The sequence below is a fragment of the Aeromonas sp. Y293-4 genome (genome assembly GCF_027705905.1).
GTDB lineage: Bacteria > Pseudomonadota > Gammaproteobacteria > Enterobacterales > Aeromonadaceae > Aeromonas > Aeromonas veronii.
The window spans coordinates 202,849-218,642 of record NZ_JAPDCI010000005.1 but is presented as its reverse complement, the minus strand read 5'-3'; the positions used below and the strand labels follow the sequence as shown (position 1 = coordinate 218,642).

The 15,794-nt window shown below is 61.2% G+C and carries 14 protein-coding genes; 5 read left to right on the top strand and 9 right to left on the bottom strand.

Annotation, left to right across the window (positions count from 1 at the left end; genetic code table 11):
- The 3 genes from asrB to cysG all read left to right on the top strand — a co-directional run bounded on the left by asrB (position 1) and on the right by cysG (position 3,451).
- Positions 1–840, top strand: a complete 840-nt coding sequence (gene asrB, locus OKC31_RS08245; protein ID WP_257696712.1) for an anaerobic sulfite reductase subunit AsrB — start codon at positions 1–3, stop codon at positions 838–840.
- Positions 841–851: 11 nt separating this feature from the next.
- Positions 852–1,862: a sulfite reductase subunit C gene (asrC, locus tag OKC31_RS08240; protein ID WP_270656737.1), complete on the top strand. Its 1,011-nt coding sequence runs from the start codon at positions 852–854 to the stop codon at positions 1,860–1,862.
- Between the two features lie 197 nt (positions 1,863–2,059).
- Positions 2,060–3,451, top strand: coding sequence for a siroheme synthase CysG (gene cysG / locus OKC31_RS08235; protein ID WP_270656735.1), 1,392 nt, complete (start codon positions 2,060–2,062; stop codon positions 3,449–3,451).
- Between the two features lie 100 nt (positions 3,452–3,551).
- Here cysG and OKC31_RS08230 read toward each other — a convergent pair whose 3' ends face one another.
- The 9 genes from OKC31_RS08230 to OKC31_RS08190 form a co-directional block, all read right to left on the bottom strand.
- Positions 3,552–4,154 (bottom strand): hypothetical protein, encoded by a 603-nt coding sequence (locus OKC31_RS08230; protein WP_139731061.1) that lies wholly within the window; start codon positions 4,152–4,154, stop codon positions 3,552–3,554.
- 252 nt (positions 4,155–4,406) lie between these two features.
- A complete protein-coding gene (locus OKC31_RS08225) occupies positions 4,407–4,724 on the bottom strand; it encodes a heavy metal-binding domain-containing protein (RefSeq protein ID WP_005333757.1) in 318 nt (105 codons plus the stop codon).
- 170 nt (positions 4,725–4,894) lie between these two features.
- Positions 4,895–5,695: a cell division protein DedD gene (dedD, locus tag OKC31_RS08220; protein ID WP_005352757.1), complete on the bottom strand. Its 801-nt coding sequence runs from the start codon at positions 5,693–5,695 to the stop codon at positions 4,895–4,897.
- Between the two features lie 74 nt (positions 5,696–5,769).
- Positions 5,770–7,029, bottom strand: coding sequence for a bifunctional tetrahydrofolate synthase/dihydrofolate synthase (gene folC, locus OKC31_RS08215; protein WP_270656732.1), 1,260 nt, complete (start codon positions 7,027–7,029; stop codon positions 5,770–5,772).
- Between the two features lie 2 nt (positions 7,030–7,031).
- Positions 7,032–7,895, bottom strand: coding sequence for an acetyl-CoA carboxylase, carboxyltransferase subunit beta (gene accD / locus OKC31_RS08210; protein WP_005333765.1), 864 nt, complete (start codon positions 7,893–7,895; stop codon positions 7,032–7,034).
- Positions 7,896–8,014: 119 nt separating this feature from the next.
- Complete coding sequence (gene truA / locus OKC31_RS08205) at positions 8,015–8,824, bottom strand: tRNA pseudouridine(38-40) synthase TruA (protein ID WP_005361297.1); 810 nt, start codon at positions 8,822–8,824, stop codon at positions 8,015–8,017.
- A gap of 200 nt (positions 8,825–9,024) precedes the next feature.
- A complete protein-coding gene (locus OKC31_RS08200) occupies positions 9,025–11,214 on the bottom strand; it encodes a FimV/HubP family polar landmark protein (RefSeq protein ID WP_270656729.1) in 2,190 nt (729 codons plus the stop codon).
- Between the two features lie 271 nt (positions 11,215–11,485).
- The gene (locus OKC31_RS08195) at positions 11,486–12,502 is read right to left on the bottom strand and encodes an aspartate-semialdehyde dehydrogenase (RefSeq protein ID WP_005344937.1); all 1,017 of its coding nucleotides are present in this window, start codon (positions 12,500–12,502) and stop codon (positions 11,486–11,488) included.
- A gap of 194 nt (positions 12,503–12,696) precedes the next feature.
- Positions 12,697–13,818 (bottom strand): 4-phosphoerythronate dehydrogenase, encoded by a 1,122-nt coding sequence (locus OKC31_RS08190; protein ID WP_270656727.1) that lies wholly within the window; start codon positions 13,816–13,818, stop codon positions 12,697–12,699.
- A gap of 247 nt (positions 13,819–14,065) precedes the next feature.
- Between OKC31_RS08190 and OKC31_RS08185 the strand changes: the two genes are divergently transcribed.
- Both OKC31_RS08185 and rnt read left to right on the top strand, forming a co-directional pair.
- On the top strand, positions 14,066–14,809 hold the full coding sequence (locus OKC31_RS08185; protein WP_270656726.1) for a phosphatase PAP2 family protein: 744 nt from the start codon (positions 14,066–14,068) through the stop codon (positions 14,807–14,809).
- Between the two features lie 99 nt (positions 14,810–14,908).
- Entirely contained in the window at positions 14,909–15,586 is a 678-nt protein-coding gene (rnt, locus tag OKC31_RS08180) for a ribonuclease T (RefSeq protein ID WP_005333780.1), read from the top strand.
- Positions 15,587–15,794 lie beyond the last annotated feature (208 nt).

The window sequence follows — 15,794 nt, the reverse complement described above, 5'->3', positions numbered from 1 at the left end:
ATGTGCCAGTGCCAGCAAACCGCAACAGCAGAACCGCAGCAGGACGTGGTCGAAAACCGCCTGCTGCCCAAGGCCTACACCATTCTGGCCATCGAGCGCCACACCGAGCTGGAGTGGAACTTTCGGGTCTCCCGCGACTTTGATGTCCACTACGGCCAGTTTGTGGAGATCTCCCTGCCCACCGTGGGCGAAGCGCCCATCTCGGTCTCCGACTATGGCGATGGTTATGTGGATCTGTTGATCCGCAAAGTCGGCAAGGTAACCGATGCGCTGTTTGCCCTCGATGTGGGCGACAAGGTGTGGATGCGCGGCGTCCACGGCAACGGCTATCCGCTGGAGACCTACCGCAACCAGCACCTCATCGTGGTGGCGGGCGGCACCGGCGTCGCCCCGGTCAAGGGGTTGCTGCGTCGCTTCAGCAAGCATCCGGAAGAGGTGAAGTCCCTCGACATGATCCTCGGCTTCAAGAACGAGCAGGCGGTGCTCTATCGCCACGAGATGCCGCTCTGGGCCGAGCAGCAGAACCTCATCGTCACCCTGGATGAGGGCAAGGAGAGCGAGCAGTTTCGCATCGGCCGGGTCACCGACTACATCGACCAGCTGGATCTCGCTGACAAGGAGGATATCCAGGTGATAGTGGTTGGCCCCCCCATCATGATCCGCTTCGTAGTGCTCGCCCTGCTTGAGCGCGGCATCCCCAAGGATCGCATCTGGGTCGACTACGAACGCCGCATGGCCTGCGCCGTGGGCAAATGCGGCCACTGCCGGATGGGCGACACCTATATCTGCGTGGATGGACCGGTCTTTCGTTTTGACCAGGCCCAGCATCTGATCGACTGAGGAAGAACACCATGAGTCTCGATATCGACATCATCAAGGCCCGCGCCAAGAACGAATACCGCCTCTCCAAGGTGCGCGGCGAAGCGATGATCAGCGTACGCATTCCCGGCGGGATCATGCCCGCCCACCTGCTGGCGGTGGCCCAGCAGATCGCTGAACAGTATGGCAACGGCCTGATCCACCTCACCACCCGCCAGAAGCTGGCGATGCCCGGCATCAAGTATCAGGACATGGACAAGGTCAACGCCGCCCTCGAACCCTTTATCAAGGAGATCGAGGTGGAGACCTGCGGCATCGAGGTAGAAGACACCCAAGCCGGTTACCAGACCATCGGCGGGCGCAATATCGTCGCCTGTCAAGGCAACACCATCTGCCAGAAGGGCAATATCGACTGCACCGGGCTGGCTCAGCGGATGGAGAAACACCTCTACCCCAACCCCTATCACCTCAAGATGGTGATCGCCGGCTGCCCCAACGACTGCGCCAAGGCCAACATGGCCGACTTCGGCATCCTCGGCATCGCCAAGATCCACTTCAATGCCGAGCGCTGCATCGGCTGCGGCGCCTGCGTCAAAGCATGCAGCCACCACGCAGTGGATTGCCTCGCCATCAAGCATGGCAAGGCGGTCAAGGAGGAGAGCAAGTGCATCGGCTGTGGCGAGTGCGTGTTGGCCTGCCCGACCTTGGCCTGGCAGCGGGCTCCCAAACAGCTCTACATGGTCAAGCTGGGGGGACGCACCAGCAAGAAGACCCCCCGTACTGGCAAGCTGTTCCTCAACTGGGTCACCGAAGAGGTGCTGCACGCAGTGATCAAGAACCTGTTCGAGTTCGAGGCCGAGATGCTGGATGGCAAGCCCATCTACCTGCACATGGGTCACCTTATCGACCGGGCCGGTTATCACAAGTTCAAGGAGCGGGTGCTGCGCGGCGTAACCCTCAACCCGGAAGCCATGGTCGCTGACCGCATCTTCTGGGCCGAAGATCAGTACGTCGCCAACATGCACGTCAAAGCGGTGCAATAGGAAAAACCTCGTTTGGGGAAGCGTGATCAAGTGGCCGACACCGGTGGGGATCTGTCGTTGGCCCGGGCGTAGATCACCCTTCCCCTTTTTTATTCCCGTCGGGGGATCTTTCCCCCGACCATCCGGGGTACGTCACGGCGTGCCCTGCTATCTCGCCCGGCGCGGCATTGCGAGCGGGCAAGCATCCGGAGCCTGTTATGGACTTTCTCCCTCTCTTCTGTCAGTTGCAAAACAAGCCGGTCCTGATCGTCGGCGGCGGTGAGGTGGCGGTGCGCAAGGCGCGCCTGCTGCTCGATGCCAAGGCGAAGATCACCATCAATGCCCCGCACCTGGAACCCCAATTGATGAGCTGGGCCGAGCAGGGTCGCCTGACCGTTTGCGCCGCCGGCTTTCATCCCGAACTGCTCGATGGCAAGTGGCTGGTGATCGCCGCCACCAACCAGCAAGAGGTCAACCAGCAGGTCTTTCACGAGGCGAACCTGCGCCAGATCTTCTGCAATGTGGTGGACTATCCTGCCCACTGCAGCGCCATCATGCCCGCGATCATCGACCGCTCGCCGCTGATGGTGGCGATCTCCAGCGCAGGCACGGCGCCGGTACTGAGCCGCCAGCTGCGGGAAAAACTTGAAGCGTTGCTGCCGCAACACCTCGGCCAGCTCGCGGCGCTGGCGGGCAAGCTGCGCGAGCGGGTCAAACTCATTCCGGACAAGCTAGCCCGCCGCCGCTTCTGGGAGCGGCTCTTTAGCCACGATCGCCTCGCCCGCCAACTGGCCCGCGGCCAGCAGCAAGCTGCCGAACAGAGCGTCGCCGAGCTACTCGATGAGCAACAGCAGAGCAAGGGAAGCGTAACCCTGGTGGGCGCAGGCCCCGGCGATGCGGGACTGCTTACCCTAAGCGGTCTGCAACAGCTGCAACAGGCGGATGTGGTGGTCTATGACCGGCTGGTCTCGCAGGAGGTGCTGGCGCTTGTTCGCCGGGATGCCGAGCGGATTTTTGTTGGCAAGGAGGCGGGCCGCCACTGTGTGCCCCAGCAGGCGATCAACCAGCTGTTGCTGGAGCAGGCGCAGCTGGGCAAACAGGTGGTGCGGCTCAAGGGGGGCGATCCCTTTATCTTTGGCCGGGGTGGCGAGGAGCTGGAAACCCTAGCCGAGGCGGGCATCCCCTTCTCGGTGGTACCGGGCATTACGGCAGCCTCAGGCTGCGCTGCCTACAGCGGCATTCCCCTCACCCACCGCGATCATGCCCAGCGAGTACAGTTCATCACCGGTCACGACAAGGAGGGTAATATCGCCCAGGAGTGGTCGGCGCTGGCGGCCCCACGCCAGACTCTGGTCTTCTACATGGGGCTGGCCCACGCCGCCCGCATTCAGGATGCGCTGCAAACCCACGGCATGTCCGGTCACACCCCGGTGGCGCTGGTGGAGCAAGGCACCCAGCTCAGCCAGCGGGTGGTGCGCGGCGAGCTGCAGCAGTTGGCCGAACTGGCCCGTCAGGTGAAGAGCCCGAGTCTCATCATCATCGGCTCGGTGGTCACTCTGGCCGACAAGCTGGACTGGTATGGGGAAGCCAACGCCATCCACGGCATCTAACCCCGCACGGCTATCACCCAATAGAGACAACAAAACAGAGAGCGGCCATGCCGCTCTCTGTTTTTTGCATCAATGACCAAGCCGTGGCACGGCGTGTCTGTTACTCGAGCCGGATGGGGCCGGTATTCTGAACATCGCTGTCATTCCAGTCGCTCTCATCGCGAATACGCGGATCCCCCTGCAAGGTGTAGAGGATGGTGCCCTGACGAAACTGCAGCGCGCCATCGGCCCGCTTGGCCTTCACCTTGACTCCGTTGACCCACACCTGCTCCTTGCCATCCACCTGAATATTGGCCACCGTGGCACCTGTCTCGCGGTTCTTGGCTACCCACTTGCCCTGATAGGGCGAGTCTCCCTTGGCCATCGGCAGTGCGGCTGCCTTGCCCGCCGACCAGGCGTGCACGGTGCAAAAGCCGTGGGCTCGCCGATCATGCTTGATGACGTAATCCAGGATGGGTTCGCTGGCGGGCAGATCGAAGGTGATCCCGATGACCACCTTGCCGTTTGTGGCCGAATAGGCGGCGGGCGCCAGCGTTTTCAGGGTCGCCTTCTTGCCATTGATAAAGACGTTGCCCCCTTGCGACTTGACCCGGATATCGGTGGGGCAAGTGGCGCTGAAGTTGGGCAGCGCCGCGAGGGCACTGCCGGCATGGGCGGTCATGGCCAACATGACAAGGGTCAGCAGAGCGGGTGTTTGATTCATAGTGATACGCCTTCAAGAGAAGAGAACCTCGTCCGTGAGCGGTGTCGTTCCTGATGGCGGCACTCTAGCTTGACCCTCTCGGGCCACCCAGTGAAAAAAAATAAAACCGGTCCGTGGAATTATCAATAAATATAAATATTTAAAATCAATGACTTAAATGATAACCCTGCCAGCCACCACGTATCAGACAGGCAATAAAAAAGCCGATAACCCAGTTATCGGCTCATTGCCCATGCAGAGGCGGAGGCCCGATCAGACCACCACAGCGGTGCCACTGATGCTGACCATCAGCATGCTGCCGTTTTGCCCCACCACTTCGTAGTCGATATCGATGCCGACTACCGCATTGGCGCCAAGGGCGGCGGCACGCTCTTTGAGCTCATCGAAAGCGATCTCGCGGGCACGGGCCAGCTCTTTTTCATAGGCACCGGAGCGGCCGCCGATGATGTCGCGGATCCCGGCAAAGAGATCCTTGAAAATGTTGGCGCCGAGAATGGCTTCGCCAACCACGATGCCGCGGTATTCACGAATGGTTTTGCCTTCCAGCGTGGGGGTCGTCGAGAGGATCATCTTGAACTCCTGTGAGTAGCAGAAGGGCTCAGACTACCCCAACTGCCCGAAAATCCCAACCGGGGGGTGACCTGTACGACGCCGTCCTTAAAAATCACGACGGCCAGATAAAAAACACCGCGCACGGGGCGCGGTGTTTGTTTCAGAGGGCCATTGCCAACGGCAAGCCGTCACGGATTGTAAGAGACCACCGAGCCACTGAGGCCGGTCATCTGGGAGATCCGACCCTGCATCCCTTGCAGTTTGGCCTTGGAGACATCCGGCCCGATAAAGACCCGGTTGAGCTGACCCTGCACCGGTGTGCGCGGCGAGGTGTGGGCAGAGTAGCCCGCCGCCCGCAGCTTGCTCACCAGCGCGTTGACGCTGTCGACGTTCTTGAAGGCGCCAAGCTGGAGGATCCAGCTACCCTGTGCCGGTGCCGCAGCAGGCGCGGGTGTGGTCGGCTGGGTCATCTTGCTTTCAATCAGATCGTCGAGGGACTTGATCTGACCCGCCTGCGGCTTGGCCGGTGCGGGGGCCTTGGCCACTTCAACCGGTTTGGCTGGCGTCGGCTTGGGTGCTGGCTTGGGCGGTTCGACCGGTTTTTTGGCCACCACTTCCGGCTTGGGCTGTGGCTTGGGTTGGGCATTCTGTTGCGGCTGGACCGGTGCCGGTGCGGCAGGGGTTGTCGCCGGCTGCGCACCGTTGCCCTGACCGGCGAGGGTCATGGGGTCAGCCACCTCTTCCACTTGCCACTGCTGGGCCGCAGAGGCCTGTTGCTGGCTGGCCAGATGATCGGCTGGCAGGCTGCTGGCAGCCGAGACCTGCAGCGCAGGCTTGGCAGGCTCCAGCTCGGGGCGCAGCGGGATCTTGGCAAAGGCCTCCTCCTTTTGTGCCAGCTTGTGACCATCCAGCAAGTCCGGCAGGAAAATAACAACCAGGGCCACCAGGATGACGGTGCCCACCAGACGGTTTTGAAACTTCGAGGCCAAGTTGAATCCTACCTTTACGTAACTCAATATGCGATTTGGCTCCCCGCCCGAAGACCGGGGAGCCGGGGTGTGGCCTAGACGGCGACACCCGCCAGAATGTCGGCGACAGTGTAAAACGAACCAAACACAATGACCATATCGTCCGGACTCGATGCGGCCAACGCTGCCTGATAAGCGGCGCTGACATCATCAAACTCCCTGGCAGGGCCCTTTCCCTCCCCCAACGCCGCAACCAGTTGCGCAGCGGTGGCGGCGCGCGGGCCGGTGAGGCTGGCCAGATACCACTCGCCAATCAGACCATCGAGTTCGGCAAGGGAACCCGCCATGTCCTTGTCTTTGAGCATGCCGACCACGGCGCGGCGCACACCCGAGCAGGGCATCTTGCGCAATTGCGCGGCCAGATAGGCCGCCGAATGGGGGTTATGGGCCACATCGACGATCACCAGCGGCGCACTTTGCAACTGCTGCATCCGGCCAGCCAGCCGGGCATTGGCAAGCCCGTCACGAATGGCGGACTCCGGCAGCGGCAAGCCGAGGGATTCCAGCGCCGCCAGCACGGTCACCGCGTTCATCAGTGGCAGCGCCGGTTTTGGCAGATCCCGCCACTGGTTAAGGCCATGATAATCCCAACCGCTCTCGTGCTCATCGCCACGAAAATCGATACCGACCTGACGCAGGTTGGCGCCAAGACGCTGTGCTTCGCTCGCAATAGTCGCAGGCGGATTGGGCTCACCGCTGATGGCGGGTTTACCGGCGCGATAGACGCCCGCCTTCTCCACCGCCACGGCTTCGCGGGTATCACCCAGCCAGTCGCAGTGATCGAGGGCAATGGAGGTGATCATCGCCACATCGGACTCCACCACATTGGTGGCGTCGAGCCGACCGCCCAGCCCCACTTCCAGCAGCAGCACATCGGGCGCGGCGCGGCAGAAGAGCCACAAACCGGCCAGGGTGGCGAACTCGAAGAAGGTAAGGGCAATCTCGCCACGAGCAGCTTCCACCTCGGCAAAGGCGGCGCAGTGATCGCTGTCGGCCAGCTCTTGCCCGTTGACCCGCACCCGTTCGGTAAAGCGCAGCAGATGGGGCGAGGAGTAGACGCCGACCTTATAGCCTGCGGCCATCAGAATGCTGGCCGCCATGGCACAGCTGGAGCCCTTGCCGTTGGTGCCCGCCACCGTGATCACCTTGAACGGCAGCTGGGTAAGCCCCATACGCCGGGCGACAGCACCGACCCGATCCAGCCCCATGTCGATATTGACCGGATGGATCTGCTCCAAATAAGAAAGCCAGTCGACAAGCGACCGGCTTTGGGATTGTTGCATGTTTGAACTCATCTTCACTCTTCGATGACGTGAGTATTCAGCATTTTGGCGAGCAGGCTGGCCAGACGGTTACGCATTTCGCGGCGATCGATGATGATATCGATGGCACCCTTTTCCAGCAGGAACTCGGAGCGCTGGAAGCCTTCCGGCAGCTTCTCGCGCACGGTCTGCTCGATAACGCGCGGGCCGGCAAAGCCGATCAGCGCCTTGGGCTCGCCCACGTTGATGTCACCCAGCATCGCCAGACTGGCAGAGACGCCACCCATGGTGGGATCAGTCAGCACGGAGATATAGGGCAGTCCCGCCTTGGTGAGTCTGTCCAGCGCAGCACTGGTCTTGGCCATCTGCATCAAGGAGAAGAGGGCTTCCTGCATGCGAGCACCACCAGAGGCGGAGAAGCAGACCAGGCCACGGCCTTCCTTGATGCACTCCTCGACGGCGCGCACGAAGCGGGCACCGACCACGGAGGCCATGGAGCCCCCCATGAAGGAGAACTCGAACGAACAGGCGACAACCGGTACCCCTTTGAGGGTCCCTTTCATCACCACCAGCGCATCTTTCTCCGCCGTCTCTTTCTGAGCGGCAGACAAACGATCCTTGTAGCGCTTGGAATCCTTGAATTTCAGTACATCCTGCGGCTCCAGCTCGGCACCGATCTCGGTACGACCCTGCTCATCGAGGAAGCTCTCGAGACGGGCGCGGGCGCTGATGCGCATATGATGATCACACTTGGGGCACACTTCGAGGTTGCGCTCCAACTCTGCCCGGTAGAGCACCTGTTCACAAGCACTGCACTTGGTCCACACCCCTTCCGGAATGTTGTGACGACGGGGCGCAGTGATCTTGCTCTTGGGAAGAATCTTCTCAAGCCAGCTCATGGAATTCCTTAATGCTTTTGTGCCTGACAAAACGCATCGAGCCTAGATTGTTCAATGACTTAATAGCTCGATGGCAACAAATGACGGGTCATTAAACCACAATTTTTCGGGCGCAGTTACTAAAAACTGGTCGTACCCGGTGCCGAGTCGGGCAGCCACAGCGGGCCGAGCGGCAACTGCGGCAGAGCAAACTCGGCCGGGTAATCCACGTCGACCAGATAGAGTCCACCAGCCTTGGCGGTCGGCCCGGCCAGATTGCGATCCTTGGCAGCCAGCACCTCGGCAATCCACTCCACCGGTTTGAGCCCCTGCCCCACCAGCAGCAGGGAGCCGGTGATGTTGCGCACCATGTGGTGCAGGAAGGCGTTGGCGCGAATATCCAGCACGATATAGGGCCCCTGACGGCTGACACACAGATGGGTCACATTGCGCCACGGGGTGTTGGATTGGCAGGCGACGGCGCGGAAGGTGCTGAAGTCATGCTCCCCCAGCAGGCTCTGGCCCGCCTGGTGCATCAGTTCGGCATCGATGGTCTCGTGATAGTGACTGACGCCACTGCCGAGGATCGCCGGCCGGTAGTTGTGGTTGTAGATGACATAGCGGTAGCGACGGGCGGTGGCGCTGAAGCGGGCGTGGAAGCTCTCGTCCACCTGCTTGACCCAGCGCACGGCGATATCCGGCGGCAGGTTGGAATTGAGCCCCAGGGTCCAGGCCCCTTCGGCGCGGTTCGCCTCGGTATCGAAGTGGATCACCTGACCGGTCGCATGGACACCAGCATCGGTGCGTCCGGCACATTGGATGGAGACTGGGTGGTTGGCGATCCGGCTCAGCGCCGTCTCCAGTTCAGCCTGCACGCTGATCACTTCACGCTGACGCTGCCAGCCGAAATACCGGCTGCCGTCATATTCAATACCTAGGGCAATTCGCATGGATAAACTTGTCTTGTTGTGAAAACGCAGTGAAAGAAACGGGGCGGATTATACGCGCTCAGCCCGAAAAGTCCCACCACACGCCGCAATTGGCCTGGATGGTCAGCCTGCGCGGCCATGACCCCCCATCGCAAATCGCCAAAAGAAGAGGGCAGCCTTCTGGCTGCCCCCGTTTTGCTGATCCCGTGATGGGAGATGCTTTAGCCCAACCGCTTGAGCAACTTCTCGGCTTCGGCGCGCTGGTGATCACTACCCTGCTCCGCCGCCTCTTGCAGCAGCTCGCGGGCGCTATCCTTGTCGTCAATCTCGAGGTAGGCACGGGCCAGATCCAGCTTGGCACCCACACCGCCGTCGTCGGCATCCACGTCAAATCCGGTGGATTCCGGCAGCACCTCGGGGAAGCCATCGAGCCCCACATCCAGCGAGAAGCCCTGATACGGCTCCTGCTCCGGCGCGGTGGCATCCGCTTCGGCCAGCAGCTTGTCGATCTCGACGTAGCCGCTCTCCTGTGCCTGCTCACGGGGCTGGAGATCTGCCGGATGAGATTCCACCTCGGCGAACGCATCTTCGAAATCGGAGAGCGCCAGCTCGTTGGGATCCCACTCCAGATCCAGCTCAGCTTCCTTCGCCTTGACAGGCTCAAGACCGAGCTCGGCCAGCATGGCATCCGCACTCTCGTCAGCGTCCTCTGCGGCACTGAGATCAATGGCGTTATCATCTTTGCCAGCAGCAGGCTCGTCGAGGGCACTGTCGAAATCGCCGAGATCGAAGCTGGCCAGATCGTCGTCAGCGGCGCCGACTTCGTCGATGGAGCTCAAATCGGGCTCGAGGTCGGCTGAGAGATCCGCATCCAGCTCGGCAAACAGGGCTGCCTGCAGCTCCTCTTCGCTCATGATCTCGTCAGCGGCCTTGGGCTTGGGGTTGAACTCGCTGGCCAGATCCATGGCGGGCTCGTTGGCAAGCGCGATGGGCTCATCCAGCGAGAGATCGAGATCCGGCACAAGATCCGGGTCACGACTGGCTGGCTGGGCCGCCATCCGCTCGGGCTCGAAGCCCTGCAGCTCCATCTCGCCCTCGTCGCTGAACACCAGATCGACATCCGGCTTGGCGGCCGGCTCGTCGGGCTCCATCGGCATAAAGCCATCGGGGGTGTTGAGATCCGGTACCGGGCGCACCGGCTCGTTGTCGGTCACATCGACGCTCAGCAGATCATCAAACTCGCTCTGCTCCTGATCCATCATCATGGCGGTGGATTCGGAGAGGCTCTTCTCCTGCTCTTCCAGTTCGCGGCGGGCACGGGCACGCAGCCACAGAGTCACCAGTGCCAATACCAGCAGCACAGGCAGCAGGATGATCATGGCGAGGTTGAGCGGTGAGGAAAGCAGATCCATCAACCAGTTTTTCTCAGGCTCAGGCTCGGCTGCCACCGGCGGGACCGGTTGGGCCTTGAGCTCGGCAATCTCTTTTTGCAGCGCCGTCTGATCCTGCAACTGGGCCTTGAGGGTCTCCACCTCTTCGGTCAGGGATTGCAGACGCAGCTTGAGCCTGTGGTTCATCTCGGTCACCTGGCCGAGCTGGGCATTGGCATCTTCCAGTGCCAGCGCCATCTCGGTAGCCGGTTTGCCCACCGGTTTATCCAGATCGGAAGGCAGAGGCGCCGGTGTGGTGCCTTCTGCAGAGCTAGGAGCAGGTGCTACCGCCTCTTTCGGCGCAGGCTCGCTCACCTTGGCCACTTCTTTGGTTTCAGCCGCCGGTTGCGGTGCCACCACCGGGGCTGGAATGGGGGCGGCTTTCGCCACTGGCAGCGGCGCAGGCGCAGCCTTCACCGGCTCGGTCTTGGCGGGTTTGGCGGCAGCCGGCTTGGCGGTATGGGTCTGCTTGTCAGCCAGATATTTGGGGCTTAACCCCTTCCAGCTGGCGTTGTCGCTGCGGAACTTGGCGCGGGCCTCGGCATCAGTGATGACGCTCGCCTCCGCCGCGGTCGGCAGCAGAATGCGGGAGCCCACCAGAATGTGGTTGATATTGCCATCGGCAAAACTGCGGGGATTTTTCTCGTAAATCGCCACCATGGTCTGGTAGACGCTGACCCGATTGGAGGGGCGATATTTGCTCGCCAGGCTCCAGAGGGTATCGGTCGGACGAACAGGGCCATAGCTACCGGCATTGGCAGTGACCTGACGCACCACCGGCTGGGCGGTTGCACGCACCGGTTGCGCGACGGGTCTGGCGATCGGCTGCGCCAGCGGCTGGGAATTGACGGCGGGAGGTGCGGGTTCGTCTGGGCCTTTTAGCTCGACAAAAAAAGGCTCCCGCGCCGAGTCTTCAGCCTGGACGGTGCCCAGCAGACCCAATGCGAGTAGCGTTGCCAATGTTATGCGGGAATGTCCCATATTCGTTCCTTCGTATGACGGCCCTATCACATTGAAAAATCTGGATAGTTACCCCAAAACAGTCGGTTCAATATAAATCAGGCTCGCCTGGCAAGCCAGCAGTCCGACACATTTAGCACCCAACTTGACCCTGAGTGTAGGAAAAAACTTAATCAGTTGATATCGCAACAGAATCTTGAAGTGACGGAGTGCGGCATGGGTCACACCCCGGTTTGATCACAGGCCGGATGCGCAGCACTCCCTGCTGCGCATCTGTGGCATCTGACCAGCCTTACAGATAGTCGCGAACCAGCAGCTCGGCAATCTGTACACTGTTGGTTGCCGCGCCCTTACGAACGTTATCGGCCACGATCCACATATTGATACCACTCGGGTGAGAAATATCCTGGCGCACCCGACCCACCAGCACCTCATCCTTGCCGGTTGCGTCACGCACCGGGGTCGGATAATCCCCTTCGTCATCAAACAGGGTCACGCCCGGCGCATTGCGCAGCAGGTCCTTGACCTGTTCGGCATCGAGCGGCTGGTGCAGCTCGACGTGTACCGCCTCGGCATGGCCGTAGAAGACCGGCACCCGCACGCAGGTGGGGTTCACGGCAATGCTGGCATCGCCGAGGATCTTCTGGGTTTCCCATACCATCTTCATCTCTTCACGGGTGTAGCCGTTGTCAGTGAAGCTGTCGATCTGCGGGATCAGGTTAAAGGCGATCTGTTGCGGATAGAGGGTCGGTTCCACCGGACGACCGTTGAGCAGATGAGCGGTCTGACCCGCCAACTCGCTGACCCCCTCTTTGCCGGAGCCTGACACGGATTGATAGGTGGCCACGTTGATGCGGGCAATGCCTACTTCGTCGTGCAGCGGCTTCAGGGCCACCAGCATCTGGATGGTGGAGCAGTTGGGATTGGCGATGATGTTGCGATTGCGAAAATCGGCCAGCGCATCCGGGTTCACTTCCGGGATCACCAGCGGGATATCTTCGTCGTAACGGAAGCAGGAGGTGTTGTCGATGACGATGCAGCCGTGTTCGGCAGCAATCGGCGCCCACTTGGCAGAGACCTCGGCACCGGCGGAGAAGAGTGCGATCTGCACCTGGCTCCAGTCAAACTCCTCCACATCGAGGATCTCGAGGTTCTTGCCGCCAAAGCGCACGGTATCACCGGCGCTACGGCTGGAAGCCAGCGGATAGAGGGTCGCTACCGGAAATTCGCGCTCTTCCAGGATCTCGATCATCGCCTGACCCACGGCGCCGCTGGCACCCAATACCGCTACGTTAAACTGCTGGCTCATTCTGTTCTCCTCTGATAATGCTGCAATGGCGCCGGGTGGCGCCATGGTCGGCAGGCGCTCGCACGGCGAGATGACGCTGCCTGATATGGCTGAGCCAGCGCAGTAGTATCTGCGCCAGCTCAGTAAAAAAATGGGGGCGAGGTAGCCAGTACGGCTCACCCCTTCCGGTTATCTTCCAACTCCTAGGCCCCGATTCAGGGGCGTGACAGCGCAAATCCCAGCTCGCCCAGCGCCTGGTCGGCAAACGCACCCTCAACCTGCAGGGAGGATAGTTCACGGCGCTCGGGATAGTGTTTGCGCTGCTCGTCAAAGCTGCCGGGCAGGCCGAGTCGGGCCCGGAAACGGGCATCATCGCGACGCACATCATAGACCAGATGCACCAGCTGCTTGATCAACGCCTGATCCGGTGCGCGGCCCGGCACCACCGCCTGCACATCGGGGGCAGGCAGGAGCTTACTCAAATCCTGACGAGGCTGGCGTCCCAGCTGCTGGCAGAGCGCCTGATAGAGCATCCAGGTACCGCGGGCCTTCCCCTCCAGGCTGTAACCGGCGATATGGGGAGTGGCAATCTCGGTATGGGGCACCAGCACAGCCAGTGGCTCGGGCTCGTTCTCCCACACATCCATCACCAGTCGTAAAGGCTTATCGCTCAGCTGGCGTGCCAGCAGGGCCCGGTTATCCCACACCTCGCCACGGGATGCGTTGATCAGGATCTGCCCTGCCGGGCGCGCGGCAATCTGTTCGGCATCGAGCAGATGGTAGGTGGCATCCAGCCCTTCACGGGTGATCGGCACGTGGAAGCTGACAATATCGGCGCCAAGAGCGGTCTGATAATCGACAAAGCCCGCTGCGGGATTTTCCCGCGCCTTGGGCGGATCGCAGCGCAGCACCCGAATGCCGAGCGCTTGGGCCTTGTCAGCCACACACTCGCCAGTATTGCCCGCGCCAATCACCGCCAACGTCATGGCCGAGAGGTCGAGTTCGTAACGCTCCGCCAGCACCAGCAGGGCGGAGAGCACATAATCCCCCACCGAATACTTGTTGCAACCGGGGGCGCTGAAGAAAGGAATATTGCGGCTTGCCAGCAACGCCTTGTCCACATGGTCGGTGCCTATGGTGGCGGTGCCAACAAACCCGAGTTTGGGGCTGGTCGCCAGCAAATCGCCGTTGACGCGGGTGACCGAACGCACCAGCAGCACATCGGCATCCAGCAGATCGCGGGCCTGCATCTGCCGTCCGGGCAAGGCGACCACCTCGCCAAATTCGGCAAACAGCTCCACGGCATGGGGCATATTCTCATCAACGACTATCTTCATCGGGCTCTCTTTGGTCACAACCGCCACGGGGGCGCCATTCTAGCGCAAAGCCGCCCGAGATTTCAGCCTGTGATGCAATCCGGCGCGAAACGGGACCACATTGCGCGGCAGCCGCTCCATGCGCCCGCTCAAACAGAGGATGTCGCCACAAATGTGTAAGCAGAGGTAACAAACCGACTGCTCGGCTTTGTCCGAGCATATCTCGGTGGCACAATGCCCCTCTTTTTCGCGATCGCCCATACCCACCATGCCGCCACACGCTCCGCCGCTCCCAGCGTCAACCGCCTCACTCACCCGCAGTCAGGTGCTTGGCTTCACAGCCCTGTTAATCCTGCCCCTGTTACTACTCGCCACCCTGCCCTGGCAGCCTTTTCTGACCGGCTCCCTGCAATCAGGCTGGCTATGGTGGTCATACGCCCTCACCCGCATGGTCGATCTTCCCGGGATCGGGGTCAGTGGCGCCCTCTTGCTGTTGCTGACCCGCTACAAACTCAAACTGGAGCTGGCTCCCTTCATTACGCTGGGGTGTACGCTGGCAGCCCTGCTCGCCAACGACTGGGTGCTCAAGAGCCTGATCAAACACCTGACCGAAGAGCCCAGACCCTATCTGCTCTGGCTGGAGAGTCAGTCGCTGATCCCGGCCATCAAGCACTTCTACGCCAGTAGCGTCGATGTGCGCAGTGAACAGGTTCACGCCGCCAGCCAGTTGCTGGCCCTGCCAGAATGGCTCGGCCACCACTGGCAGGCCGAGGTGAACTACGCCTTCCCCTCTGGCCACAGCATCGCCGCCATCAGCCTGGCCCAGTTCTTTGGCCTTATCTGGCTTGCCCGAGCCCCCACGGGCGTCTGGCTGCTGCCGTTGTGGGCGCTAGGGGTTGGTCTGTCGCGCATGGTTATGGGGATGCACTGGCCGGTGGATGTACTGGCCAGCGCCTTGCTGGGGTCGCTCACGGCGCTAATTGCCGCCCGCTGGTGGCTGCACAGATATTGAATCCGGCGCCATCTTGGCGCGGCCGACTGCGTGGGATGGGAGGACAAGCCTGTGCTTTTTTGCCATAATGCCGCCTCATTTTATCCCGACCGAGATCCCATGACCGACGCAGTTCATACCCTCAAGGGCCGTTTCCGTGGTTTTTACCCCGTCGTCATCGATGTTGAAACAGCCGGGTTCAACGCCAAGACCGATGCCCTGCTCGAAATCGCGGCTTACACCCTGAAAATGGATGAGCAGGGCTGGCTCGTTCCCGATCAGGTATTCCACTTTCATGTCGAGCCCTTCGAAGGGGCCAACCTGGAAAAGGCCGCGCTGGAGTTCACCGGCATCGACCCCTACAACCCGTTGCGTGGCGCTGTCTCGGAAAAAGAGGCACTGACCGAGATCTTCAAGGGGATCCGCAAGGGGATGAAGGAGCAGGATTGCGGCCGCGCCATCATAGTGGCCCACAACGCCACCTTCGATCACGGCTTCGTGATGGCTGCCGCCGAGCGCGCTGGCCTCAAGCGCAATCCGTTCCACCCGTTTGCCACCTTCGACACCGCTGCTCTCTCCGGGCTGGCGCTGGGCCAGACCGTGCTGGCCAAAGCGTGCCAGAGCGCCCGCATCCCGTTTGACAATAAAGAGGCGCACTCTGCCCTCTATGACACCGAACGCACCACAGAGCTGTTCTGTCATATCGTTAACCGCTGGAAGAGCATGGGGGGATGGCCGCCAGCGCATCCGGATGATGACACAACCGATGCTCCTGCCGATGATGAGGGGCAAGAATAAACGGATGAAGGCTGCCACTGGCAGCCTTCGCTTTTTGGGGAAATGATTGATTGCACGGCGCACCGGAAATCGCCATCAACGTCACTATCCACCGCTGCGCACGGGATGCACGGAGACAAACAGGTCACAAACCCTCATGTTGAGCAACCTTGTGCCACATGCTGCTGCGATATGAGGGGTTTGACTGATTTTTTTCTCGACATTTGTC

Coding starts and splice junctions, on each gene's coding strand:
- asrB (WP_257696712.1), top strand. CDS start 1: ATGTGCCAGTGCCAGCAAACCGCAACAGCAGAACCGCAGCAGGACGTG.
- asrC (WP_270656737.1), top strand. CDS start 852: ATGAGTCTCGATATCGACATCATCAAGGCCCGCGCCAAGAACGAATAC.
- cysG (WP_270656735.1), top strand. CDS start 2,060: ATGGACTTTCTCCCTCTCTTCTGTCAGTTGCAAAACAAGCCGGTCCTG.
- OKC31_RS08230 (WP_139731061.1), bottom strand. CDS start 4,154: ATGAATCAAACACCCGCTCTGCTGACCCTTGTCATGTTGGCCATGACC.
- OKC31_RS08225 (WP_005333757.1), bottom strand. CDS start 4,724: ATGATCCTCTCGACGACCCCCACGCTGGAAGGCAAAACCATTCGTGAA.
- folC (WP_270656732.1), bottom strand. CDS start 7,029: ATGAGTTCAAACATGCAACAATCCCAAAGCCGGTCGCTTGTCGACTGG.
- accD (WP_005333765.1), bottom strand. CDS start 7,895: ATGAGCTGGCTTGAGAAGATTCTTCCCAAGAGCAAGATCACTGCGCCC.
- truA (WP_005361297.1), bottom strand. CDS start 8,824: ATGCGAATTGCCCTAGGTATTGAATATGACGGCAGCCGGTATTTCGGC.
- OKC31_RS08200 (WP_270656729.1), bottom strand. CDS start 11,214: ATGGGACATTCCCGCATAACATTGGCAACGCTACTCGCATTGGGTCTG.
- OKC31_RS08195 (WP_005344937.1), bottom strand. CDS start 12,502: ATGAGCCAGCAGTTTAACGTAGCGGTATTGGGTGCCAGCGGCGCCGTG.
- OKC31_RS08190 (WP_270656727.1), bottom strand. CDS start 13,818: ATGAAGATAGTCGTTGATGAGAATATGCCCCATGCCGTGGAGCTGTTT.
- OKC31_RS08185 (WP_270656726.1), top strand. CDS start 14,066: ATGCCGCCACACGCTCCGCCGCTCCCAGCGTCAACCGCCTCACTCACC.
- rnt (WP_005333780.1), top strand. CDS start 14,909: ATGACCGACGCAGTTCATACCCTCAAGGGCCGTTTCCGTGGTTTTTAC.